This is a genomic window from Rhodoglobus galactosidasius (genome assembly GCF_054957775.1).
Genome location: NZ_JBQIAV010000004.1, coordinates 293,061 through 316,281, shown reverse-complemented (window position 1 = coordinate 316,281; position 23,221 = coordinate 293,061). Strand labels below are relative to the sequence as shown.

The 23,221-nt window shown below is 61.5% G+C and carries 22 protein-coding genes and 2 pseudogenes; 12 read left to right on the top strand and 12 right to left on the bottom strand.

Features of this window, described 5'->3' with window-relative positions; translation table 11 throughout:
• A pseudogene (locus ACTJJW_RS07710) lies at positions 1-119 on the top strand (IS30 family transposase); the annotation flags it as partial.
• A 77-nt stretch (positions 120-196) separates the two neighbouring features.
• The gene (locus ACTJJW_RS07705) at positions 197-547 is read left to right on the top strand and encodes an HPF/RaiA family ribosome-associated protein (protein WP_462643540.1); all 351 of its coding nucleotides are present in this window, start codon (positions 197-199) and stop codon (positions 545-547) included.
• 20 nt (positions 548-567) lie between these two features.
• On the opposite strand, the gene ACTJJW_RS07700 is transcribed toward ACTJJW_RS07705, so the two are convergent.
• The 6 genes and pseudogenes from ACTJJW_RS07700 to ACTJJW_RS07675 all read right to left on the bottom strand — a co-directional run bounded on the left by ACTJJW_RS07700 (position 568) and on the right by ACTJJW_RS07675 (position 5,253).
• Entirely contained in the window at positions 568-1,299 is a 732-nt protein-coding gene (locus ACTJJW_RS07700) for an FAD:protein FMN transferase (RefSeq protein WP_462643549.1), read from the bottom strand.
• A gap of 20 nt (positions 1,300-1,319) precedes the next feature.
• Positions 1,320-1,730: an FMN-binding protein gene (locus ACTJJW_RS07695; protein WP_462643539.1), complete on the bottom strand. Its 411-nt coding sequence runs from the start codon at positions 1,728-1,730 to the stop codon at positions 1,320-1,322.
• 26 nt (positions 1,731-1,756) lie between these two features.
• The gene (locus tag ACTJJW_RS07690; protein ID WP_462643538.1) at positions 1,757-3,178 is read right to left on the bottom strand and encodes a ferredoxin reductase family protein; all 1,422 of its coding nucleotides are present in this window, start codon (positions 3,176-3,178) and stop codon (positions 1,757-1,759) included.
• A gap of 65 nt (positions 3,179-3,243) precedes the next feature.
• On the bottom strand, positions 3,244-3,435 hold the full coding sequence (locus ACTJJW_RS07685; RefSeq protein ID WP_462643537.1) for an ATP-binding protein: 192 nt from the start codon (positions 3,433-3,435) through the stop codon (positions 3,244-3,246).
• A 331-nt stretch (positions 3,436-3,766) separates the two neighbouring features.
• A pseudogene (locus ACTJJW_RS07680) lies at positions 3,767-3,892 on the bottom strand (histidine kinase dimerization/phospho-acceptor domain-containing protein); the annotation flags it as partial.
• Positions 3,893-4,575: 683 nt separating this feature from the next.
• Complete coding sequence (locus ACTJJW_RS07675; RefSeq protein ID WP_462643536.1) at positions 4,576-5,253, bottom strand: response regulator transcription factor; 678 nt, start codon at positions 5,251-5,253, stop codon at positions 4,576-4,578.
• Between the two features lie 82 nt (positions 5,254-5,335).
• Here ACTJJW_RS07675 and ACTJJW_RS07670 point away from each other — a divergent pair, with 82 nt between their 5' ends.
• The 6 genes from ACTJJW_RS07670 to ACTJJW_RS07645 all read left to right on the top strand — a co-directional run bounded on the left by ACTJJW_RS07670 (position 5,336) and on the right by ACTJJW_RS07645 (position 10,689).
• Complete coding sequence (locus ACTJJW_RS07670) at positions 5,336-6,352, top strand: proline racemase family protein (protein ID WP_462643535.1); 1,017 nt, start codon at positions 5,336-5,338, stop codon at positions 6,350-6,352.
• Positions 6,349-7,296, top strand: coding sequence for an ornithine cyclodeaminase family protein (locus tag ACTJJW_RS07665; RefSeq protein WP_462643534.1), 948 nt, complete (start codon positions 6,349-6,351; stop codon positions 7,294-7,296). The genes ACTJJW_RS07670 and ACTJJW_RS07665 overlap by 4 nt, the downstream gene beginning before the upstream one ends.
• Positions 7,293-7,985, top strand: a complete 693-nt coding sequence (locus tag ACTJJW_RS07660; RefSeq protein ID WP_462643533.1) for a GntR family transcriptional regulator — start codon at positions 7,293-7,295, stop codon at positions 7,983-7,985. The genes ACTJJW_RS07665 and ACTJJW_RS07660 overlap by 4 nt, the downstream gene beginning before the upstream one ends.
• A gap of 78 nt (positions 7,986-8,063) precedes the next feature.
• Positions 8,064-8,411 carry an aminopeptidase P N-terminal domain-containing protein gene (locus ACTJJW_RS07655; protein WP_462643532.1) on the top strand — a complete coding sequence of 116 codons (348 nt, stop codon included), beginning with the start codon at positions 8,064-8,066 and terminating at the stop codon, positions 8,409-8,411.
• Entirely contained in the window at positions 8,386-9,102 is a 717-nt protein-coding gene (locus tag ACTJJW_RS07650) for a M24 family metallopeptidase (protein ID WP_462643531.1), read from the top strand. The genes ACTJJW_RS07655 and ACTJJW_RS07650 overlap by 26 nt, the downstream gene beginning before the upstream one ends.
• Before the next feature lie 123 nt (positions 9,103-9,225).
• Complete coding sequence (locus ACTJJW_RS07645) at positions 9,226-10,689, top strand: SPFH domain-containing protein (RefSeq protein ID WP_462643530.1); 1,464 nt, start codon at positions 9,226-9,228, stop codon at positions 10,687-10,689.
• A 44-nt stretch (positions 10,690-10,733) separates the two neighbouring features.
• Here ACTJJW_RS07645 and ACTJJW_RS07640 read toward each other — a convergent pair whose 3' ends face one another.
• The 3 genes from ACTJJW_RS07640 to ACTJJW_RS07630 form a co-directional block, all read right to left on the bottom strand.
• Positions 10,734-10,877: a MetS family NSS transporter small subunit gene (locus ACTJJW_RS07640; protein ID WP_462643529.1), complete on the bottom strand. Its 144-nt coding sequence runs from the start codon at positions 10,875-10,877 to the stop codon at positions 10,734-10,736.
• Positions 10,874-12,457 carry a sodium-dependent transporter gene (locus tag ACTJJW_RS07635; protein ID WP_462643528.1) on the bottom strand — a complete coding sequence of 528 codons (1,584 nt, stop codon included), beginning with the start codon at positions 12,455-12,457 and terminating at the stop codon, positions 10,874-10,876. Before ACTJJW_RS07635 ends, ACTJJW_RS07640 begins: the two co-directional genes overlap by 4 nt.
• A gap of 164 nt (positions 12,458-12,621) precedes the next feature.
• Entirely contained in the window at positions 12,622-13,950 is a 1,329-nt protein-coding gene (locus ACTJJW_RS07630; RefSeq protein ID WP_462643527.1) for a flavin monoamine oxidase family protein, read from the bottom strand.
• 144 nt (positions 13,951-14,094) lie between these two features.
• On the opposite strand from ACTJJW_RS07630, the gene ACTJJW_RS07625 reads away from it, so the two are divergent.
• The 4 genes from ACTJJW_RS07625 to ACTJJW_RS07610 all read left to right on the top strand — a co-directional run bounded on the left by ACTJJW_RS07625 (position 14,095) and on the right by ACTJJW_RS07610 (position 19,521).
• The gene (locus ACTJJW_RS07625; protein WP_462643526.1) at positions 14,095-15,057 is read left to right on the top strand and encodes a metal ABC transporter substrate-binding protein; all 963 of its coding nucleotides are present in this window, start codon (positions 14,095-14,097) and stop codon (positions 15,055-15,057) included.
• A 62-nt stretch (positions 15,058-15,119) separates the two neighbouring features.
• A complete protein-coding gene (locus tag ACTJJW_RS07620) occupies positions 15,120-15,857 on the top strand; it encodes a metal ABC transporter ATP-binding protein (RefSeq protein ID WP_462643548.1) in 738 nt (245 codons plus the stop codon).
• Positions 15,854-16,726 carry a metal ABC transporter permease gene (locus tag ACTJJW_RS07615; RefSeq protein WP_462643525.1) on the top strand — a complete coding sequence of 291 codons (873 nt, stop codon included), beginning with the start codon at positions 15,854-15,856 and terminating at the stop codon, positions 16,724-16,726. Before ACTJJW_RS07620 ends, ACTJJW_RS07615 begins: the two co-directional genes overlap by 4 nt.
• A gap of 143 nt (positions 16,727-16,869) precedes the next feature.
• Positions 16,870-19,521 (top strand): AMP-binding protein, encoded by a 2,652-nt coding sequence (locus ACTJJW_RS07610; RefSeq protein ID WP_462643524.1) that lies wholly within the window; start codon positions 16,870-16,872, stop codon positions 19,519-19,521.
• Here ACTJJW_RS07610 and ACTJJW_RS07605 read toward each other — a convergent pair.
• From ACTJJW_RS07605 to ACTJJW_RS07595, 3 genes are all read right to left on the bottom strand, one after another.
• On the bottom strand, positions 19,502-20,575 hold the full coding sequence (locus tag ACTJJW_RS07605) for an ABC transporter ATP-binding protein (RefSeq protein WP_462643523.1): 1,074 nt from the start codon (positions 20,573-20,575) through the stop codon (positions 19,502-19,504). The two genes, ACTJJW_RS07610 and ACTJJW_RS07605, sit on opposite strands and share 20 nt — an antisense overlap.
• Positions 20,572-22,029 carry an ABC transporter permease gene (locus tag ACTJJW_RS07600; protein WP_462643547.1) on the bottom strand — a complete coding sequence of 486 codons (1,458 nt, stop codon included), beginning with the start codon at positions 22,027-22,029 and terminating at the stop codon, positions 20,572-20,574. The genes ACTJJW_RS07605 and ACTJJW_RS07600 overlap by 4 nt, the downstream gene beginning before the upstream one ends.
• 104 nt (positions 22,030-22,133) lie before the next feature.
• Positions 22,134-23,156, bottom strand: a complete 1,023-nt coding sequence (locus ACTJJW_RS07595; protein ID WP_462643522.1) for an iron ABC transporter substrate-binding protein — start codon at positions 23,154-23,156, stop codon at positions 22,134-22,136.
• Positions 23,157-23,221 lie beyond the last annotated feature (65 nt).

Here is a 23,221-nt window from a genome sequence, read left to right as displayed (position 1 = left end):
ACGAGTTCATCACCGAGATCAACAACCGCCCCCGCAAAATCCTCGGCTGGGCAACCCCCGCTGAAATCTTCCAAGAACTATCATCGAAGGAAACCACACCGTGTTGCACCTCGAACTAGAACCCGGGGTCCGTGCCGCACACAGGTTCGCGGCGTAGTGTGATTTGTGGATGCACGACAACTGCCAGGAGGCGACCATGCAAGTCATCGTCAATACCGATAAGAACATCACTCTCAGCGAGGACTCGACCGCTGAAATTGTGTCTGAGATCGAAAGTAAGCTCTCACACTTCAGCTCGCACCTGACTCGGGTTGAGGTGCACTTGAGTGACGGGAGTGCCGGTCGCAGCACTGGCGACGACATCCAGTGTCAGCTTGAGGCACGCCCCGAGGGCAAGAATCCTGAATTCGCAAGCGATAACGCGTCGAGTGTCGACAGCGCCGTAAACGGCGCGCTTCGAAAGATGCAACAAGTACTCGACACTACTTTCGGGCGGCTTGACCATCGCAAGGGCGGCAACTCGATGGGCGGCGTCGAGCCTCGCTAGTAGCGGAGACTAGCTCCTCGCTACGGCGCCACGAGAGAACGCAGCAAACCGGGACTCGCCCGCAACGCTCCCGAGCGGTCGACGGCAATGACGTCCACATCCCAGCGGTCGGTCACATCGTCGAGAGCGTTCTGGCCACCCGCCACAATTGCGGTTGCGAGTACGTCAGCCGTGACGATGTCAGCGGCGGCAACACTCACCTGCACGAACTGCGTCGGGTCGGTGCTGCCTCCGCGCCAAATGTGGTCGCCACGCTGAGCGCTACCCGAGGTCGCGAGAGCGAGCCGCGAACCACCGAGCGTGATCGAACCGCCGAGCGTGATCGTGCAGAGGAGAGCAGAGCTATCCGCGGGGTCGGTGATGCCGGTGGGCTGGGCTCCGCCGGTGGGGGAGAGGAGGATGTCGCCACCAACGTTCACACTCCAGCTCGGGCATCCGACAGCCTGCAAATGCGCGCCGACATGTTCGATGGCTTCCGCCTTGACGATGCCGTTCAGGTCGATGATGCCGTCAGGGCGATGCGGACTGAACGCACCACCGGTGGCGTTGCGCCAGTCAAGCGCTCGCGAATAACTGGCGAGCAACTCGGGGCTCGCTTCCGACAGTGCCGCCCGCCCGCTCGCGATGTCGCTCAGCTCGGAGTCTGCCCGATACAGACTGAAGTGTTGCTCGACCTCCTCAAAAATCGCGCCAAGCGCACCGAGCTCGTGCGACCAACCGTCTGGCAGCTCGATCGATGCCACCGTTCCCATCGTTTCCAGAGTGTGACGCATCACGCACCGGCCTGATCGAGAGCAGACTGCACCGACGCCAGGTAGGCCTGCGTTGTATACGTCGCACCGCTCACATTCGACACCCGCGCCGACTGGGATGAGATCACTTCACTGCGCAACACTGGCGCAGCGCGGTTGCTGATTTGCACCGAACGACCATCATCATCGGTGAGCCGTAGTGCGGTGACTTCGGTGATGCTCCCGCTGGCGATGGTGACCTGCACTTGAACGGCGCCGTAGCGAGTGTTGATGCTCGAGCCCGTATAGCTGCCATCGGCCGGGCCTGGCGTCGTCGCTGTGCCGGAACCCGTGGTCGCACCACCGATCGGCAACGTCAGAGACGAGCCGTTGGCCATCGCGACGGCGGTTCCCGCTTGGTACCCAATAATGAGCACGCTGGCCGAAGCCAAAATGCTTCCTAGAATTGCTCTCGTTCTCACCAGTCGAACCTTTCTGCGTGAATTTTGTGGGCGCGGATGCCCGTGGCCCGAACATCTGCTTCGATGAGGTCAAGCCAGGCGGTGGGTCCGCACAGGTAAACATCGGAGTCAGTGATGTCGGGGAATGCTGAGGTGAGGGTGACTCCGCGAGCGACCTCCGCTTCGGGCATCCAACTGTCGACTCCTCGTGGGCGGTGGCCAATCATTGTGTAACAGGTGGCACCCTTCGCGGTCGCGATCGCCTGGATCTCATCCCAGTGGTACGTCTCCTCAGGGGTACTCGCTCGCAGCAGAATGGTTGCCTCACCGGGGGCGAACGATGCGTGTTCTAGTAGCGCTCGCACGGGTGTGACACCGATACCGGCCGCGATGATGGTGAGCTTCGGTGACGTTCGGGCGGTTGCCGAGAAGAGTCCATACGGACCCTCGATGCTCACACGGGTGCCGACCGGCGCGGTGCTGAGCTGTGCGCTGCCCTTGCCGAGGTCGCGAATCGTGATGCGTGCCGAACTGTTCGTCGGCATAGCCGAGAGCGAGATCGGGTGGGAATGCCACCAGGTACGGGGCGTCCAGAACCGCCAGATGAAGAACTGACCACCGGATGCTTCCAGCGCTCGCAGAGCGTGACCTTCCAGTTGAATCGTGGTGACTCCTGGGGCGATCGTCGTGACCGCAGCAACGCGCATCCGGTGTCGGAGGCTTGACACCAGTGGCTCGCCGAACCGGAACGTCACAATGCTGCCCAGCGCGAGCACATACAGCGCGATCCAGTAAACCCGCTGCGCAGTGCCTACGGAGAGCACGCTGCCGACACTCAACTGGTGGGGGAGCGCGAAGGCAACCGCCACATAGCTGAGCAGGTGAATGAGGTGCCAGCCTTCGTAGCTGAACCGACGGCGTACGGCGACGACTGACGTCACGACGACCGTGATCAGCAGGCCCATTCCGATGAATGCGAGGGGCATGTCGGGCAGGGCAAGCATGGGCCCGATCTCAGCGATCGGGTTGATGCCCGAGCTCATCCCGTAGCCGGTGAGGAGCAATAGCCCATGAGCGAGAAGTAGGTAGAGCGCTGGTTTGCCGAGCGAGCGGTGCACGGCGATCGCGCGGTCGTGTCCGATGGTGCGATCTATGAGCGGGATGCGTGCCGCGAGCACCAGCATCACCAAGATGAAGTCTGTGCCGATGAGCCCGGCGACGATTCCGATGCTCGTGACCGTCTCGGCCACGGAGGTGAACTGACCAAGGCCGCCCGAAGCAAGAAAGAGGGCTGCGGCTGCTGCGCCCGAGGTCCACAGTGCCATCACGAGAAGGTCGGATCGGCGGGCGCGACGAGCGTAGTCGCGTCGGTAATCCGCGACGGTGGCGGCTGTGTGCGGCTGGGCCGTGACGGGGCGAGGGCGAACCTGGGTGGTCATGCCTCCACTGTGGTGGCAGTAGCTAAGGAGAAGCTAAGAGAAAGCGCCTATTTGCATGAGGGAACTCACATGTTCGGCAATTGCACTGTCGCGCGCAGGCCGTCACCGGTGTTCTCCACTGCCGCAGTTCCCCCTGCGGCACTCGCGATGGCGTGCACGAGGGCGAGCCCCAGCCCGCTGCCACCGGTCGACTCTGTGCGGGAGACGTCTGGACGGGAGAAGCGATCGAAGGCGATCGGGATGAATTGCTCCGGCATTCCCGGACCGTCGTCGAGGACATCGAGGCGCAGCGAGCGTTGCGATGACTTCTCCGCCGGGCGGGATCGCAGCGAGGGCGTTCGAGAGGAGGTTGTCGACGAGACGGCCGAAGGACTGCGCGCCGACCGCATACTCGACACCTTCATCCGGCACCGTGACGGTGAACTCGACCCGAGCCGAACGAGACATCCCCACCAGCCGTGCACGATCGATGCTCCCTGTGAACTCATCAACGAGGGAGCCCGCGCTCGCCGTAGCCGTGCTGGCCTCGGTCTCCAAGCGGCTCAGCTCGAGCAGGTTGGTTGCCAAAGACGTCAGACGGTGAACGGATGCCTCAGCCGAGGTGACCTGTGCGGCGAGGGCATCCGCATTCCCAAAGTCGGCGTGCGCGAGCTCAAGCTGGGTTTTGAGTGCCGCCAGCGGCGTGCGCAACTCGTGGGCGGCATCCGACACCATTTGTTTTTCTCGTTCGGTGGATGCTCGCATTCTGGCGAGAAATTCGTTGAGGGTGGTCGCCAGGGCGGCGAGTTCGTCGTGTGCAACGCCCACGGGGAGGGTGGCTTCGGCGTCAGTGCTGAACTCTGCAGCTCGGCGTCGCATCGCGGCGACAGGCCTCAGCGCTGCGGTCGCGAGAAGCCAGGAGGCGATACTGAAGCCCAGTAGCAGCGCGATTCCGGCGATAACGAGGATGCGGTCGAGACCGCGCAAAGCAAGTTCGCTTGCTGAGGTGCTGCGTGCCGACCACAACACCCAGTCGCCTGCGGGCGTCGCGACAGTGCGTCCGGCTACGACGTAGGAACGCTCGTCATCATCTCGCAGGGTAAACGTGGTGTTGCCTGGGTCACGTCGAGAGATGGCCTTGTTGACGTCGCGGGGCAGGGTGTTCACCTGAACCTTGTCGGTGGGGTCTTGGATGAACACCAGCACGCCTGTGCCGGGGTCGTCGACGGTTTCGTCGGGGTTCGCAGTGATGTCAGCGACGAATGACGTGAGGTCGCTGGTGGCGAGAGAGCTATCGGCTTCGGTCAGAATGTTTTGCACGGCAACTCGCACAACAACGAGTGCGAGCAGAAGCAGGATTGTGGCGGCGGCGACACTGCCCAGCGTGATGCGGGCGCGGATCGAGAGCTTCGAGAACATCACTCCACCTCCGAAAGGCTGTAGCCGACGCCGCGCACCGTGCTGATAGTTACGCCGGCGGCGACCGGATCAAGCTTGCGTCGCAGGTAGCTCACGTACTGGTCAACAACGTTGGCGTCGATGTGGGCGGTGGTCCCCCAGACTTCGTGCAGGATGTCGGCACGGGTGAGTGTTTCGCCGGTGCGGGAGGCGAGCATCCAGAGCAGGGCGAACTCTTTGGAACTCATCGGCAGTGCGGAACCGGATGCGGTGGCCCGCACGGTTGCCGCGTCAAGCACGAGCTGGCCAATTTTTCGTGTCGCTTTCGGCGGTGTCGCTTCGCGCCGTACGAGCGCGCGAATCCGGGCGGCGAGCTCGGCGAATGCGAATGGTTTGGTGAGGTAGTCGTCGGCTCCAGAGTCGAGACCGAGTACACGGTCTTCCACGGCATCACGGGCGGTGAGCAGCAGCACCGGTAGCGAATTGCCTTGCTCGCGCAGGTGTCGGCAAATTTCGAAGCCAGACATTTCGGGCAGCATCACATCAATAGCGGCAGCCGAGAAGTCGTCACCCGCTACCACAATGAGCGCATCCATCCCGTTCGTCACGAGTGTCACGGTGTAGCCGTCGCCCTCGAGGCCGCGCTTGACGAGGGCGCCCATGGCCGCGTCGTCTTCCACGACCAGGATGTTCGTCATGGAGGTCAGACTACGCCCGCCATGGTGGTGAACCACATACACTTGTACCATTGCAATTGCACTGACCGAAAGCGGGCCACGGATGACAGAACAGTATTCAACAGTCGACTACCACACCGGTGGGGAACCGTTCCGTATCGTGACATCGTTGCCGGTCGTAATCGAGGGCAGCGGTGTCGCGGAGAAGCGCGTCTTTGCGATGCAGGCAGCCGAGATTGAACGCATTCGGCAGGTGCTCTGCTTCGAGCCGCGCGGGCACGCGGACATGTATGGCGGCTTCATTGTGGAGCCGGATGACGCGGGCGCGCACTTTGGTGTGCTGTTCTGGCACAAAGACGGGTTCTCTACCGCCTGCGGTCACGGAACTATCGCCCTCGGCGTATGGGCGATCGAGAGCGGTCTCGTTGCTGCAGACCCCAGCGGAGTCACCGATGTAGTGATCGATGTCCCATCCGGGCGAGTAACCGCGCGCGTTCACACGGCAGACGACCTGGTCACCTCGGTGGATTTCATCAATGTCGCCAGCTACGTTCTCGCTGGGCGAGTGCCGGTTTCCACGTCGCTGGGCGACGTTGAGGTGGATGTCACTTTCGGTGGCGCAATCTACGCACAGTTGGATGCGTCCACCGTCGGGCTCACTGTCACCCCAGAGGATGCCGCCGCCGTAATCGCGATCGGGCGGGAGATCAAGTGGGCACTCAACGATTCAGTTCATGCCGTGCATCCGACCGACGATCGATTGAGCGGAATCTATGGAACCATCGTGTTCGAAGCACTCGAACCCAGCGACGACGGTTCGGTGCGGCAACGAAACGCAACCATCTTTGCTGACGGGGAACTGGATCGCTCACCGTGCGGCTCCGGAACGTGTGCGCGAATCGCGACCCTCACCGCGAATGGCACGCTCCCCGAGAACGGTACCCTCGTACACGACTCGATCGTCGGCTCGCAGTTCACCGCCATCGTTCTCGACCGCACTGAAGTTGCCGGCCACTCCGCCGTAATGCCGCAAGTGACCGGGATGGCGTTCAAGACTGGCGAGCACTTCTTCACGGTTGACCTGCGTGACACCCTCACACCAGGGTTTGTGCTTCGATGAGCGCGACGACACCCCAGTACTTCGACGACGCTGCCGTGCGAGCCGCCATCAGCCCCGCCCAAGCGGTTGAGGCAGTTCAGGGTGCGCTCCGTGCGGGTTTCGATCCCCTCATGGATCACGCTCGTGTGTTCGAAAAACTCACCCGTGGGCAGTTCTTGCTGATGCCCTCTGAAGTCGGCTCAAACGCAGGCATCAAGATCATTGCGGTCAGCCCCGACAATCCCGATCGGGGACTGCCGCGCATCCAGGGCCTGTATATCCTGTTTGACGCTGAGACTCTCACGCCACAACTGCTGCTCGACGGTGCTGCTCTCACCAGCATCCGCACGCCGGCTGTTTCGTTAGCGGCCACGGCCAGTGCGCTCCTACGGGCAACTGATCCGCTCGATGTCGTGATCTTCGGAGCTGGTCCGCAAGCGATTGAGCACCTTGCGACACTTCGTGCTGTTCTCGGTGAGCAACGCGCAGTCGCCTCCGTGACTGTCGTGGTGCGCACACCACGCACCGTCGATATCGCAGAGGCTCGCATCGTGGAGGCGGGAAGCGCAGAAGCTGCGGATGCCGTAGCGGCGGCCGGACTCATCATCTGCGCGACGACCGCCCGCGCCCCTGTATTCGACTCCGCTGACGTGCGAGTGGATGCGGTGGTTATTGCCGTCGGTTCGCATGAGCCGGATGCCCGAGAACTCGATAGCGGGCTGATGGCTCGCGCCCAAGTGATCGTCGAGGATGTCACCACGGCATTGCGCGAATGCGGTGATGTGATCATGGCGATCACCGACGGGGCTCTCGCTTCGAGTGACCTCATCCCCATGGCCGCTGTCATTCGGGGCACAACGCAGCTCGACTCTGACCGCCCGGTTGTGTTCAAGAGCTCGGGCATGAGTTGGGAAGACTTGGCGATTGCCGCTGCGATCGTTCGTCCCTCCGAGGTGAATCAGTGACCGTCGGTGGAACGCCTGGGCGGCCACAACGTCAGAGCGTTCGAGAGTATGTCGCTGCCACGCTTCGCGCGGCGCTAATTGCGGGAGAGCTGGTTCCAGGCCGTGTCTACTCCGCCCCGACGCTGGCCACGCAACTCGGTGTCTCAGCGACCCCGGTTCGTGAAGCGATGCTCGATCTGGTGCGTGACGGCATGGTGGATGTTGCTCCCAACACGGGCTTTCGAATCACGAAGGTAACGGCCGCAGAACTTGACCACATTGCTGAGATTCGACTGCTGCTCGAAGTGCCGATCATGGGCGAAATCGCGGCCACAATCAGCCCTGAGCGTGACGTGCAGCTTGAACTCCTCCGACCACTCGTTGACTCCATGATTAATGCTGCTCAGCAGCAAGATCTGACCAGCTACCTGAGCACGGACACCACGTTCCACACGCAATTTCTTGCGCTGCACGGCAATGACGTGCTTGTCACCACAGTTCGACGGCTCCGTGATCGCAGCCGACTCGATGGTTTGAGATCCGTAGCTGAGGCCGGAGACCTGGTGGAATCCACTCGAGAGCATGACGCCATGATCGACGCAGCCCTCAGCCACGATCGCACCGCCATGGAACAGCTCATGCGAGAGCACATCGGCCACGTGCGCACCGACTGGGCAGCTCCACCAGCGAGCGACTCGTCCCCAAGCTGAGCAACCAGCAACCGAAATAGCTCCCGATGCGGTCGCACCGCATCACCCCACCCACGCCTATCAACGAAAGACGGTCCTATGAGCTCCAGTTCAAATTCTCATCAGCACGCGGCACCCGCCAGTTCAATGCCCCGCCCGACCCAAGGCGATCCGCGGCTTCCCCAGCTTCGTGAAGCCACCGGTTTCATCGAATACATGGAAACGGGATGGTCCACACCCGACCGCACTCCCGACACGGTTCCGCGCATCGCGGCCGCAACCGCAGCACACCGTGCCCGATTGAGCCCTGCCTTTGTGGGGCGAACTATCGTGCTGGCCGGAGGCAAAGCTCCCGTTCGTGTCAATGACAACTATTACGGGTTCCGCCCCGACAGCAACTTTTTCTGGCTCAGCTCCAGGAATGCCAGAGTGGGCTGCGGCTCTTGAGATTGAGACGAGGCCGCTCGCTGAGCTCGAGGCGGCATTGGCTCGTGCGTCGGACATCGCGCTCGGTGGCTCTTTTGCCGGTGCGAATCCGCTACTTAACTCGATCCCGGTGTTGGAGGATGCCGCACTTCTCCTTGACATGGGTGTCGAAGCGCGCTCGTTGTACACGGCGGATGTCACCCGCACACTGCCCGCATCCGGAACGTTCTCGGCAGCGCAGCGCGAAGTGCATGACCTTGTCGAGGTCGCACATCGGGCGGGCCTCGCGGCAGTTGGTCCGGGCAGGCTATTCAGCGACTTTCACAATGCTGCCCTTGAAGTCATCGCGACGGGTTTGCACGACTGGGGATTGCTCCCGGTTTCGGTCGACGAGGCACTCAGCGCACAGGGTCAACACCACCGCCGCTACATCGTGTGTGGCATCGGGCATCACCTCGGCCTCGACGTTCACGACTGTGCTCAATCGAGTTATGCCGCATACCAGGGCGCACCGATGGAGCCAGGCATGGTGCTTGCTGTAGAGCCCGGTTTGTACTTCCATTCGTGGGACAACACGGTGCCGCCCGAGCTGCGGGGCATGGGCGTGCGGATCGAAGACAACGTTCTCATGACCGCAACCGGCACAGAGGCCCTGTCTGATGCCCTGCCGATTACTGCAGACGGCATCGAAGAATGGATGCGCACGCTCTAGCCCTCGTGGCTGACCGCGTCAGCCGCATCCGGTTGTTCACCGTTGCTTCGCGACTCTTTTCAGCAGGAAGTGCGCATAGCGGCGACAATGGATGGAGATAGCTCACTTTCGAAAGGTGGATTCATGGATTTCTTGGTCAACGGCGGAATTGCCGTCCTGATCGGAGTCGGGTTAGTGGTACTTGTCGTACTGCTCCTCGTGCTCCTCTTAATTGCACGGGCATGGTTCAAGGTCGCTCGCGCCGATGAGGCTCTCGTCGTCTCCGGTCGCTCGCAGAAGGACGCGAGCGGTAGGGACTCCGCGGTCACTGTCATTGTCAATGGCAAGGCTCTGGTCAACCCGATCACGCAGCGCCACGAGACGATTTCTCTTCGCTCTCGTCAGGTATCCATGACCGCAGAAGCGCAGTCGGCAGATAACGTCACCCTTCAGGTTGAGGCTGTCGCTATCGTCAAGATTGGATCAGACCCTGATCTCGTACGCCGTGCCGCAGAGCGCTTTGCTTCTCAAGACGCGGCGATCGAGCAGTTCACTACAGAGCAGCTGGAGGGTGCCCTCCGTGGTGTCGTTGCCACTCTCTCTGTTGTTGAGCTCATGCGGGAGCGCAAGAAGTTTTCCGACCAGATCGCCACCGACGTCTCCACCGAACTGTCGGAGCAGGGGCTCATCCTCGACTCCTTCCAGATCAAGGGTATCGGTGACAAGGTCGGCTACATTCAGTCGCTCGGAACGCCACAGATCGAGTCCAAGCGCCGCGAGGCAGAGTTGGCAACCGCTGACGCGAACCGCGAAATCTCGAAGCGCAACATCACTGTCGCTGAGGCAAACCTTATTGAGCAGACGGCGCTTGACACGAACACCGCAGACTCGAAGGCTGAGGTCGGCAAGGCAAACGCTGAGGCCGAGCAGGCAGAAGCACTCGCTCGCGCCACGGCAGAGCAGGGCGTTCTCCAGCAGCGTGCCGAGAACCGCCAGGCAGAGCTCGATGCTGACGTGAAGCGACTTGCAGACGCCAACCTCTACAAGGCTCAGAAGGATGCTGACTCCGACGCGTACCGACTCGTCAAGGGTGCTGAAGCTCAGGCTCAAATCGCTGCTGTTGAAGCTGAGGCTGTGCGCGTACGTGCCGCTGCTGATGCGGATGCAACCCGTCTCGCCGGTGAAGCTACTGCCGCAAGTATTGAGGCAGAAGCTGCGGCTCTCGCCAAGCACCAAGATGCGCTCCTCGCGCAGCGTGCCCTCGAGTCGCTTCCTCTCGTCATGGAACAGTGGGCAAAGGGTTACGGCCAGATCGGTTCTGTCACCGTCATCGGTGGCAACGGAGCGAGCGCCGGGGACACCATCGGAAACGAGAGTGCCGTTGCACTACGCGGCTCGTTCGAGTCGATCAAGGCAGCAACCGGACTCGACCTCGCGTCCATCATCCAGGGTCGCGCCGTCGGTCAGGCTGTCGGCGAAGGCGCTCGCGGCGGCTCGAACGATAGCTCGCTCGATGCCAGTCTCGCGCAAGTAGCTACCAGCGCTTTTGACAGCGCTGATGCTGATGCTGCCGTTTCCTCGAACGAGGAGAACGACAACTCCCAGTAGCACGGTCATGGTCGGGTGTCCGGGTGGATGCCCGACCGTGAACGCTAATCGTTGTCGCTGACGTCGTCAGCCCCATCCGGGTACACGTCTAGTTGCGGCTTGCGCGCGAGAAACACGATGCTCGCGATGAGCCCGCCCCAGACGAGCACGGCGGCGACTACGAAGAATGTGATGGCGATGCCGCTCATTTCTTGAGCTCCTTCAGTGCTTCGGCGCTAGGCCACGGGGCGAAATCGTCGGGGTCGTGCTTCCATCGCAGGGCCGTCATGCTGATGGTGCCAATCAAGATCACGGCGACGGTTCCCCAGCCAGCAACGGCCAGGTACCACAGTGGGTAGCCCTCGTAGCCTTCGGTGACGAGCACGATGATCCGCTGGGTGAGCATATACAGCAGCACGATCGGGGCGAGTACACCGACGAGCAGTTGCCAGATGCGGCCCACCTTGAAGGTGGAGACGGCATTGAGGTGCGCGGCCAGCTCTGGACCCTTGCGGAACACCCAGATCACCAGAATCGTGGCGGCGATTGCGGCGCCCACGATGCCAATGTTGTTGGCCCACTGGTCGACGGTGTCGAGGGTGATGAGTCCGGTGGTCGTCGAGAACAGCAGCACCGAAACGATCGCCAGCGCGGATCCGACGCGAATCGAGGCCTGGCGAGCAGTGATCCCGAACTTGTCTTGGAACGCGGATGACACAACCTGCAGCACTGACAGCAGGGAAGTGAATCCTGCCATCACGAGTGAGCCGAAGAACAGTGCACCGAAGAGTGGGCCGCCGGGCATCTGCGACACGATCGCCGGGAAGGTGATGAACGAGAGCCCGACCCCAGTGATTCCTTCGAGTTCGTCGATGCCGACACCCTGCTGGAAGGCAAAGTAACCGAGAGTCGCAAACACACCAATGCCGGCGATTATCTCGAACGACGAGTTAGCGAACGCCACGACCAGTGCTGGTGCGGTGACGTTAGCGCGCCGGTTGCGGTACGAAGAATACGTAATCATGATGCCAAAGGCGATCGACAGCGAGAAGAAAATTTGACTGTAGGCCGCGATCCAGACGCTGGGGTCACCGAGCGCCGAGAAGTCGGGAGTGAAGAGCGCATCGAGGCCGGTCATTGCTCCGTCGAGGAACAGCGCGCGCACGACCAAGATGAGGAACGCCACAACGAGCAGCGGCAAGAAGATCAGATTGGCGCGCTGCACCCCCTTGGCGATGCCTGAACCGAGCACGGCCAATACGGCAACCCACACGAGAACGAGTGGGATGAGCACGGCGGGCACGAACTGCGCGCTGAAACCGGGCTCGGATGTTTGCAGGAACTCGGTGACGAAGAAGCCCGCAGTGTCATCTCCCCAACGCAGGTCGAAGCTGAACGTAAAGTAGCTGGCCGCCCAGGCGACGACGGCCGCGTAGTAGACGGCGATGATGATGCAAATCCACACCTGAAACCAGCCAAGCGACTCAAGCCACTTTCCGGCCTTGCCGCCCAAGCGGCGGAATGCGGTGGGTGATGAACCGCGAAAGCGGTGACCGATCGCATAGTCGAGGAAGAGGATCGGGATGCCGGCAGTAACCAGTGCGATCAGGTACGGGATGAGGAATGCCCCACCACCGTTCTCATACGCGACACCGGGGAAGCGCCAAATGTTGCCCAGCCCCACAGCGGAGCCGATCGCAGACAGAATGAAGCCCAGTTGGCCCGACCACTGCTCACGAGGCCGCGAGGCGACCGTTCCCTGTTGCCCAGATCCTTGCTGCACCGACACAGTTGCTCCTCTGCGTGAAGGCCACCCGAATGGCCGTCCTTGGGGCCGTCCCGAATGTGCGGCCCACTGCCCCAATGGGGTGTTCTCACGTTAACACCCGGGCGTGCTCGGTTGCTACAGGTGGCGGCTTCGCGGTGCCAGAGGTTATCGGTCGACGTTCGCCCTCAGAGCGGCTCCGTCAACCCGCCAAACGGCAGATCCTTGCCGAGGATGTTCTGGGCTGCGCGGTGTCCCGAGCGCAGTGCTGCGGTCACCGTCGCGGGGTCTTCCGTCCAGGTGGCCTCGCCCGCGAAGTGCAGAACTCCGTCGACGGGGGTGGCCAACAGGTCATGGTCCTCGGGAGTCGAGCCTGGCTTCATGTAGGCGTATGAGCCACGGGTATCGGGATCATCCTGCCAGCGGGTGATCAGCACCTGCGCTGGGTGCTCGACCCGTTCCCCGTAGAGGCCGCGCAGAGCATCCAACACCGACTCGGCAATCTTGTCGTCGTCCCACTCGCGAGTCTCGATGGCGCTCGGTCCCGCAGCGAAGGTGAGAAGTGTCGGCACCCCATGGAGATCAGTGAGGTCGTACCAGGAGTGCCACCAGTCTCCGGCCGAGCCCTGCTGGCGAATCGCGTAGACATCCTCGTCCCAGAACTTGCTCGGGAAGCGTAGGAATACCTTCTCAAAATTGTTCATCTCGAAGCCGGAGATGGCGTCAGTGAGCCACTCGGGCAGTGCGGGGTCAAAGCCCAGATCGCCAGATTTCAGGACGCCGATCGGAACGGTCACGACGATCTGCGCCGCAGCGAACTCGCCCTGGGTGGAGCTGGCGGTGGCTCCGTCGCCCGACCAGGTGATGTTGGTGACCACGTGCTTAAGCCTGACATCGAGCCCCATGGCCAGATTCGCCGCGAGTTGATCGAAGCCATCGGGGAAGACGACCTCGTCACCATCCACGGTGTCGTCGTCGAGGCCGTGTGCATCAAGAAGCCCAGCGTGTACCCCGTACTGTTCTTCGGAACGGTGCAGCAGGAACTCCCGCACGCGCTCGGCGCGGTCAGCATCCCAATCGAGCGTGGCAAGGGACGCATCGATGGCGTCTTCGTACGAATCCCCAAGCTCGGAAGCCTCGACTGTCACCGCCAGGTGCCGATCGAAATGCCGAATGTCGTCGGCGAACTCTTGGATTGCATCGTCGCTCAGGCGCTCACCGGTCGGCGAGTAGTACGCGACGGGTCGCCCATCTGGCTGGTAACTGCCGACAGTGAACTCGACCGTGCGCATGCCAAAGCCGCGCACAACATCCGTCAAGGGGTTGTCATTGATGCCGTGAATCCACGAAGCTCCACGGTCACTGATGGTGCCGTTGGAGCGCTCTGTCCAGGTGCGGCCGCCCAGGCGATCGCGCGCCTCGAGCACAACGACACGCTGCCCCGCCTGTGCGAGCAGCCGCGCGGCGGTGAGCCCGGAAACGCCTGCGCCAATGACGATGGTGTCAAAGTCCTTCATTGAGTCAGAGTAGCAATCAGCGCCTCCGATAGGACGCCGCTTGTTCGCTCGAAAGAACGGCAACTGGTGCGCCGACCACACAATCTGGTAGAACTACGGCTAGACGTAGTTTCATATTTGGCGCGACCAACATAGGATCAGAAGATGGGCATCATCAGGGGCATGGGCGCACGGACGGACATCCGACGTACTCGTGATGTTGCGCTCGCCGTCACTGTTCTCGCGACACTTGTCGCCTGCACCAGCGCACCGGATGCCGCGGCAACTGCTGACCCGAGTGACCAGCGCCCCGTCGTGCTCACCACGTTCACCGTGCTCGCCGATATGGCCCAGAATGTGGCTGGCGAGCACCTTCGGGTGGAATCCATCACCAAGGTGGGTGCAGAGATTCACGGCTACCAGCCAACCCCCGGCGATATCGCCAAGGCGGCAGACGCCGACCTCATCCTCGACAACGGACTCAACCTTGAGGCGTGGTTTTCGCAATTCGTAGACGGCCTCGATGTGCCACACGTCGTTGTCTCCGAGGGTGTTGAGACGATCAGCATCGCCGAGGATGCCTACGAAGGTCTGCCCAATCCGCACGCCTGGATGAGCCCGTTGAACGCACAAATCTATGTCGACAACATGGCTGCTGCATTCGCCGAACTCGACCCGGCCAATGCCGCAGACTACGCCGCCAATGCCGAGGTCTATAAGACTGAGCTCCAAGGGGTGAACGACGAACTCACCACCGAGCTCGCCACGCTCGCGCCCAACCAACGCGCACTCATCACCTGCGAGGGCGCCTTCTCCTATCTGGCACGGGATGCCGGCCTCAGCGAGCACTACCTATGGGCGGTGAACGCCGAGCAGCAGTCCACCCCGCGGCAAGTCGCCGCCGTCATCGATTTCGTTCGCGACAATAAGGTACCCGCAGTATTCTGCGAATCGACCGTCTCTGACCGCACCATGCAGCAAGTGGTCGAAGCGAGCGACGCAGGCTTCGGCGGCACCCTCTATGTTGATTCGCTGTCGGAGGTCGGGGGGCCGGTTCCGACGTACCTTGAGTTGTTGAGGCACGACGCAGAAATCATCATCGACGGCTTGACGGGAGCCGGATCGTGACGCGAGCAGGGCAGACTTCGGCAGCAGGGCGTGGGGGAGCCGCGGCATCCGCATCGGCAATCGTGCCAGCAATCAGCGTGCAGAACGTCACGGTGCACTACGGCGATGTACTGGCGCTCGACGACGTGAGCATTGACATTGCAACGGGTCAGGTGTGCGGGCTGATCGGCATGAATGGTTCGGGCAAGTCGACCCTGTTCAAGACGATCACGGGGATGATTCGCCCCGACAGCGGAACCGTCACGCTGGGTGGTCGTGCACCCGCAATCGCGCGCAAAGGAGGCGCTGTCGGCTACGTTCCGCAGAGCGAAGAAGTGGACTGGGCGTTCCCCATCTCGGTGCGCGATGTGGTGATGATGGGCCGCTACGGTCACCTGGGTCCCGTTCGTCGGCCCAAAGCCGCCGACCGCGCGGCCGTGGATGACGCACTCGCCAGAGTCGACCTCGCCGACCTTGCCGACCGACAAATCGGTCAACTCTCGGGCGGGCAGAAGAAGCGGGCCTTCGTCGCTCGCGGCATTGCTCAGGGCGCGAGCATCCTGCTGCTGGATGAGCCTTTCGCCGGTGTCGACAAACGGTCAGAAGCGACAATCACCACGGTGTTGCGCGAGCTCGCCGCCAACGGAGCAACAGTGCTGGTGTCGACCCACGACCTCAACGCGCTGCCCCAACTGGCCGATGAAGCAATCCTGCTCATGCGCAGCGTGCTGATGCACTCCACTCCAGCCGAGGTGCTGCAACCCACCAACCTCGCCCGCGCCTTCGGACTCGATGTTTTGCAGCGGGGTGACAGCGAATGAACCCGCTCGACTTTCTCATCGAACCCCTGAGCTATGACTTCATGGTGCGAGCGATGGCCACCAGCGTGATTGCCGCGATCGTGTGCGCCGTGCTCTCGTGCTGGTTGGTGCTCGTCGGCTGGTCGCTCATGGGGGATGCCGTCTCGCACGCTGTGCTACCCGGGGTCGTGCTCGCCTACGTGGTTGGCGCACCGTTCGCGCTCGGTGCGCTGATCTTCGGCTTCCTCGCCGTCGGCCTAATCGGTGTCGTGAGGAACACGAGCCGCATCAAGGAGGATGCTGCAATCGGCATCGTCTTCACGACCCTTTTTGCTCTCGGGCTCGTGCTCATCTCGGTGATTCCCTCGCAGACCGACCTCAACCACATCATCTTCGGCAACCTGCTCGGCGTCTCGTGGGCCGACCTTCTTCAGGTGGTGATCTTGGGTGTTGTCACGTTCGGCATCCTCATCGTCAAGCGCCGCGACTTCACGCTCTACGCCTTCGATGCGACCCACGCCCACGCCATCGGTCTCAACCCCAAGGTGCTCGGCGCTGCCCTGCTCGGGTTGCTCGCACTCACTTCGGTCGTCGCGCTGCAAGCTGTCGGCGTTGTGCTGGTCGTTGCGCTGCTCATCATCCCGGGCGCGACCGCCTACCTGCTCACCGACCGGTTCTCCCGCATGCTCGTGATTGCCCCGGTGATGTCGGCGCTCGCGGCAGTCACCGGGCTCTATCTCAGCTACTACCTCGACACGGCATCCGGCGGCATGATCGTGCTCGTCGAAGGCGGCGTCTTTGCGCTGGTCTTTCTGTTCAGCCCACGGCACGGGCTCATCGGCAAGCGGGTTGGTGCCCAACGGCGTCGACGGATGCTCGCAGCACGGTAGTTGCCGGAACCGAATAATAGGTTAGGCTTACCTAATCAATTTGAAGGAAGTCGGATGACCGGTACACGCCAAACCAAATCAGTGGGAAGCCCACACCCGCGTAGAGCCGACCCGACTTCGGCCAGCTGAGCCTACGCATAATCATGACTGTTCAGACTGAATTCGCGGCGTTGAGCCTGTCCCGTGGAGTGCCACACCACGTTGCGTTGGTTACGGATGGCGGCGAACTAACCTACGACGACATTCGAGGGCGTGTCGAAGCCCGGCGAGATGAGCTCGGCTCCACGCGACGATTGGTGATGATCGAAGCCGCCATGACGGTGGAGCCCGTCATCACCTACCTCGCATCCCTCGAAGCTGGGCATCCGGTGTTGCTGGTTGAACCAGCCAGCACAACGAACGGACCCGCGTCTCGTGCACGAATCGAATCCCTAGTGAGCCGGTTCGACCCCGACGTGATCGCTGCGGCGGAGGGTGACCACTGGGGTCTCAACGAAACACGAGCCGGCACGCGGCATGAGCTTCACCCCGACCTTGCGATGCTGGCAACGACATCAGGGTCGACGGGGTCACCTAAAGTGGTGCGTCTTTCACGAGATAATCTGCTGTCGAATGCTTCTGCTATTTCTCAGTACCTTGAACTCGAGGTTGCAGACCGTGCCATGACTACGCTGCCTTTGCATTACTGCTATGGGCTGTCGGTGCTCAACAGCCACCTTTTTGCCGGGGCATCTGTGCGCCTGAGTTCGCGCTCTGTCCTCGACTCAGAACTGTGGAACGATTTTGGGGCGGCACAGGCAACCTCATTTGCTGGTGTACCTCACACCTTCGAGCTACTCGAGAAAACTGATTTTGCCACGCGCGAATTGTCATCCTTGCGCTACATCACTCAAGCGGGAGGAAGGCTCGATCCTGAACGGGCTCGGCGATTCATTCAACTAGGTCACCACCGCGGCTTCGACTTCATCACGATGTACGGACAAACCGAAGCGACAGCGCGCATGGCCTATGTGCCCAGCGATCTCGCCGAAACTGCGATCGGCACCATCGGAATTCCCATACCCGGAGGCCAATTTCGAATCGATGCCCCTGCTCAGTCTGATGTTGGAGAGCTTGTCTACACCGGACCCAACGTCATGATGGGCTACGGAGAGCAGCCAGCAGACCTCGCGCTCGGCACCACCGGCCACGAGCTGTTTACGGGAGATCTCGCCCGGCAGCGCGATGACGGACTCTACGAAATTGTGGGCCGCAGCAACCGACTAACTAAGATCTTTGGGCTTCGAATTGACCTCGACCACGTCGAGCAGCTCTTCGAAAGCAGAGGCATTGACGTGAAAGCGGTTAGCTCTGACGAAAAGCTGATTCTCTTTGTCACTGCCGAGCGCCAGGTCAGAGTGGTAGCTGAACACGCGGCTTCACAGTGGGGCTTGCCGGCCCACGCGGTAGATGTGCACTTTATCGCTGAGTTTCCGCGAACTTCGAGCGGCAAGACCGACATGGTTGCTCTGCTTCGCTTCGCCAACGACGGTACCGCTGACGCCAACCGTGTCATTGATGATGTCGTAACAGCCGAGACGCTCAGAACTCGAATCGCACACCTGTTGGGTACCCCTCACGCTGTTACCAGCGACTCTTTTGCCGGGCTCGGGGGAGACTCACTCAGTTTCGTTGAGGTCTCGATTCACCTCGAAGAGCTCTTGGGAACGCTGCCTCGCACCTGGCCAACGATGTCAATGACCGAGCTTGCTGCACATGCGGTGAGACCCCAGCCACCACTGTCAGCCGGCCCAGACTCGACCTCACGCAGTGAAGCGCACGAGCCAGTCCCACGTCAAGCTCAAGCGAAGCCCGCGACGGGGTGGTTCCGGCAGCGATTGCCCCGCATCGAAGTGCCTATTGTGTTGAGAGCGCTGGCGATCGTTCTCATCGTTGCAACCCACGCTGACCTCGTCTTCGTGCAGGGCGGAGCTCATCTACTGTTGGTGATCGCCGGCTACAACCTTGCGCGTTTTCAACTCGCGAATCGGTCCGATCGACTGCGCACCCGGGCAATGCTGGCCGGTGTTGCATCGGTTGCTATCCCTGCCATCACGTGGATCGGCATCGTCGCATTGGTTGCGGGAACCTACGCCACCAGCACCGTTTTTCTCGTCAATAATTTCACTGGTAGTGCGCAGTGGACCCTTCAATGGCAGTTCTGGTTTCTCGAAGCAATGCTGTGGTCAATGCTGGCCTTCGTGGCTCTGCTTGCCATACCCGCAGTGCGTCGCTGGGAGCGCCGCTGGCCTTTCGCCTTCGCGCTCGGGGTACTGGCATTGACGCTCTTTGTGCGCACCGTTGTGTTGGGTGGAGTTCGGGCAGAGGGCACAGAGAAGTACGCGGTCGCGACTGTTGCCTGGACTATTGCCCTCGGTTGGGTAATCGCGCGCATCACTACGAGAACTCAGCGCCTCATTGTTTCGGCTTTAGCTATCTTGTCTGTTGTAGGTTTTTTCGGGCAGCCACTACGCGAAGCGATTGTCATCGGCGGGGTGCTGGTGTTGCTCTGGGCTACCTCACTACCGCTACCGCGTTGGCTGGTCGGGGTGGTGTCCACTCTTGCGGGCGCGTCTTTCTTTACGTACCTCACGCAGTGGCAGGTCTACCCGGGCATCGAAACGTACTCTCCACTGTTGGCGACGGTAACCTCGTTGATCGTCGGGGTGGTGGTGTGGAAGGTCTATACCTTCTTGATGAGCCGTGGACGCGCACTCCTCAAGAACGCGACTACGGCTAATTCCCGAACTCGGTGAGGTGGCGGCCTGCCACACTCGCTGGATACAGCACTGCTCCACCATCCACTTTCAGCCCCACCACCGCACCCGCAACCAGTGATTGCGTGTGATGTGAGGGAACGGTGAGCGAGATCGCTGTGGGATGTGGTCCTAGGGTACGCAGCGAAACCACGGCGATTGGTCCGATGTGTCGCACACCAGCAACTGACGCAGTGCCGTGGGAGAGGTCGACACTCAGCGACACTTGCGAGGGACGAATCATCGCCGAAACCGACTCAACACCGGCACTGCGATCGTGCCGCACACTTATTCGACCTAACGCAGAGTCGATTTCGTTCCCAACACGTACGGCTGGCAACAGTACGATCGACCCCATCAGCGCAGCAATCTCGGCAGAACCAGGGTTGCCAAACACAGACTCTGGAGACCCCGACTGCGGGAGCGAGCCTCTCATCATCACAGCGACACCATCGCCGAAAGAGAGTGCCTCTTCCTGGTCGTGAGTGACCAGCACAGTAGTGGTTCCGCTGCGCTCAAGCGCGGTGATCACCGCGGCCCGCGTTTGTTCGCGCAACCCGGTATCGAGTGCGCTGAACGGCTCATCGAGCAGTACAACCTCGGGCCGTGGCGCAAGGGCTCGCGCCAGAGCGACCCGTTGCTGCTGGCCACCCGAAAGCTGGTGAGGATAGCGCGAGACGAGAGCCGCATCCAAGGAGGTCAGTTTCATGACTTCGACTATGCGTTCTGTTCGACCGGTGCGGGGAAGACCGAAACCAATATTTGCAGCAACCGACAGATGGGGAAAGAGAGCGCCATCTTGAGCGACGTATCCGATCCCACGTCGGTGCGCAGGCACACTGCGTCCGGGCGCTGCGAGCACACGGTTGCCCAGAGAAATCTCGCCGCTGTCAGGTTCGACGAAACCTGCGATAAGGCGAAGGAGGGTGGTTTTGCCGCATCCCGAGGGGCCAACTATCGCGGTGCGCGACCCCTGAGCAACGTCAAGCCCAATGTCAGTCAGAACAGGCGTTGAGCCGAAAGATTTGCTGACACCGCTGATGTGTAACTTCACCGTGTTTTACCCCTCGTCTGTGCAAAAAGTAAAGCCACAGCGGGAATCGAGAGTAGCACCAGAGAGATGGCATAAGGGGCTGCGCCGGCGTAGTCGATCGACGACGCGGCAGACCAAAACTGGGTCGCGAGCGTTCGTGTTCCGGTCGGAGCGAGCAGGAGCGTGGCGGTCAACTCGTTCGCCGCTCCGAGCGCCACGAGCGCACCGGCTGCCGCGATGGCCGGGAAAAGCAGCGGAATTGTCACGCGTATCCGCGCGAGGAGGGGTGGTGTCCCGAGTGCTCGGGCGGCTTCTTCCAGCGATTCAGGCACCTGGGCGAGTCCGGCGCGCAAAGTCACTAGTGCCCGGGGGAGAAAGATGATCACGTAGGCCGCTGTCACCGTCGCAGCAGTCTGATAGAGCCCCGGAGCAACGTTGAGCGTTACCGTGACCAAGGCCAGCGCCACAATGATCGCGGGCAGGCTGCTGGCGATTGAGTAGCCGCCTTCGAGAATTCGGCTCAGTCGTGATGGATGCCGCGTCGCGAGCCACGCGACGGGAAGGGCGACCACGATGGCCCCGATTGCCCCGCCGAGTGAGAGTAGGGAGGTGTCAACTAGCGCGCGCCAGAGACCGTCGAGCATGTCAGGTTTAGTGGCGAGTGACCATCGAATAACGCTGACCATGGGCACGACTGTGGCCAACGTTGCGATCGTTACGAGGGCAAGGATCGCGAGCGGGGTGAATTTGCCGAGTTTGACGAGTTGGGCTGGCCGCGCGCTACCCGATCCCACGTACGCATATCGAGCGCGTCCTCGTGCTGTGGCTTCGATCCCCAACACAATGACGCTCAGCAGCGCGAGCACGATGCCGAGTGAGGCCGCCGATGGGCCGGCAAATGTTGACTGGTAGGCGACCACAATCGCGGTGGTGAAAGTGTCGAAGCGAATGAACGCGAACGCTCCGTATTCGGAGAGCAGATGGAGAGCGACGATGAGTCCCCCACCGAGAATGGCAAGTCGAAGCTGCGGGATGACAACTCTGAGAAGAACTGCCCCCTCTTTGAGCCCGAGGGATCGTGCGCTCTCTTCCAAACTCGGGTTGAGGCCGCGCAACGTGGCGAGGGCGGGGAGGTAGACGAGCGGGTAGTACGCGAGTGTCGCCACGAGGAGGCCGCCCCCGAGGCCTTGGATGGAGGGAACGACGCTCGCCCAGCCGTAGCTGCTGACGAAGGCGGGGATAGCTAGTGGCGCAACAGTGAGGATGGCGAAGAAGCGCCGCCCCGGGAGATCGGTTCGTTCAACAAGCCAGGCACTGCCGACTCCGAGCAGAACGGTGATGGGTACTCCGAGCACGAGAATCAGAACGGTGTTGCCCAAGAGTTCGCCTACTCGCGGGCGCAGGAGCAGCGTCGCAAGCTCGTCAATGCCGATTCGTGCTGTTGCCTCGATGACGTAGCCCACAGGAATCAGCATCCCGATGGCAAGGACCAGCACAATAATGAGTAGTGCTCGTGAGGGTGGTGTTGTGGTTGCGCTTAACCGCTCCGCGCGTAACGCTCGCGCCGCACCCGAGGCTGTCAGAGGAGGCCTGCTTGTGTCATGAGGTCGAGAACCTCGGGACCGTTGAGCGTTGACGGGTCAATGATTGGCGCGTTGAGTGAATCGAGGGCCGGTAGCGGATCCCTTGCTGGCACATCGCTGCCAACGGGATATTCGAAGCTGTACCCCTCACCAAGAATCGTCTGTCCGGAAACGCCAGCGAGAAAGGCCAAGAATTGTTGAGCTTGATCAGGGTTTTTGCTCGATTTGAGCACGCCACCACCAGAGATGCTGACGAAAGCCCCGGGGTCTTGCTCGCCGAAGTAGTGCAGTTGGGTGTTGCCGCTGTTTTCGCCTCCGGAGTCTGAGTCGCGGAACCAGTAGTAGTGGTAGATGATGCCGCCAGCTACCTCGCCGGCGTTGACCGCTTTCATCGTGACGATGTTGTTCCGGTAGATCGTTGCGTTGTCCTTCATCCCGGTGAGCCAAGCAGACGTCGCGTCAGTGCCCTGAGTTTCGAGAATTGCGGAGACGATTGCCTGAAAATCTGCTCCAGCGGGTGCCCCGCCCCAGTTGCCTTTCCAGCTGGGGTCTTGAAGGTCGAGTATCGATGCGGGGAGTTCAGATTCTTTGAGAAGGTCGGGGTTGTAGACGAAGACAGCGGAGCGCGCGGCGATGCCTGCCCACATCCCGCTGGTTGGTCGATACTGTTCCGGAACCAGGTCGAGTGTTGCGGGGTCTACGGGTGCGAGCAATCCGGCATTTTCGACCAGCGACATGGCAGGGGAGTTTTCGGTGAGAAACACATCGGCGCGCGAAGCATCGCCTTCGGCAATGAGTTGATTGCCGAGTTCACTGTCGCCGCCATTGCGCAGCACTACGTCAATTCCGGTCTGGGCGGTGAACTCGTCGACCCATTCCTGAGCGAGTTGTTCGTGCTGGGCGTTGTAGACCACCAGAGCTTCTTCGCTGGCATCCACGACCGCGCCATCGTCATCCGTGCCAGTGATTCCGGTGCATCCGCTCAGCAGCAGACTCGCTGCGGCCAGTGTTGCGGTCACGGTCAGGATTCTCTTCACAGCAGTAGCCCTTCATCTATTCGGTATTAGATTAGGCTATCCTAACT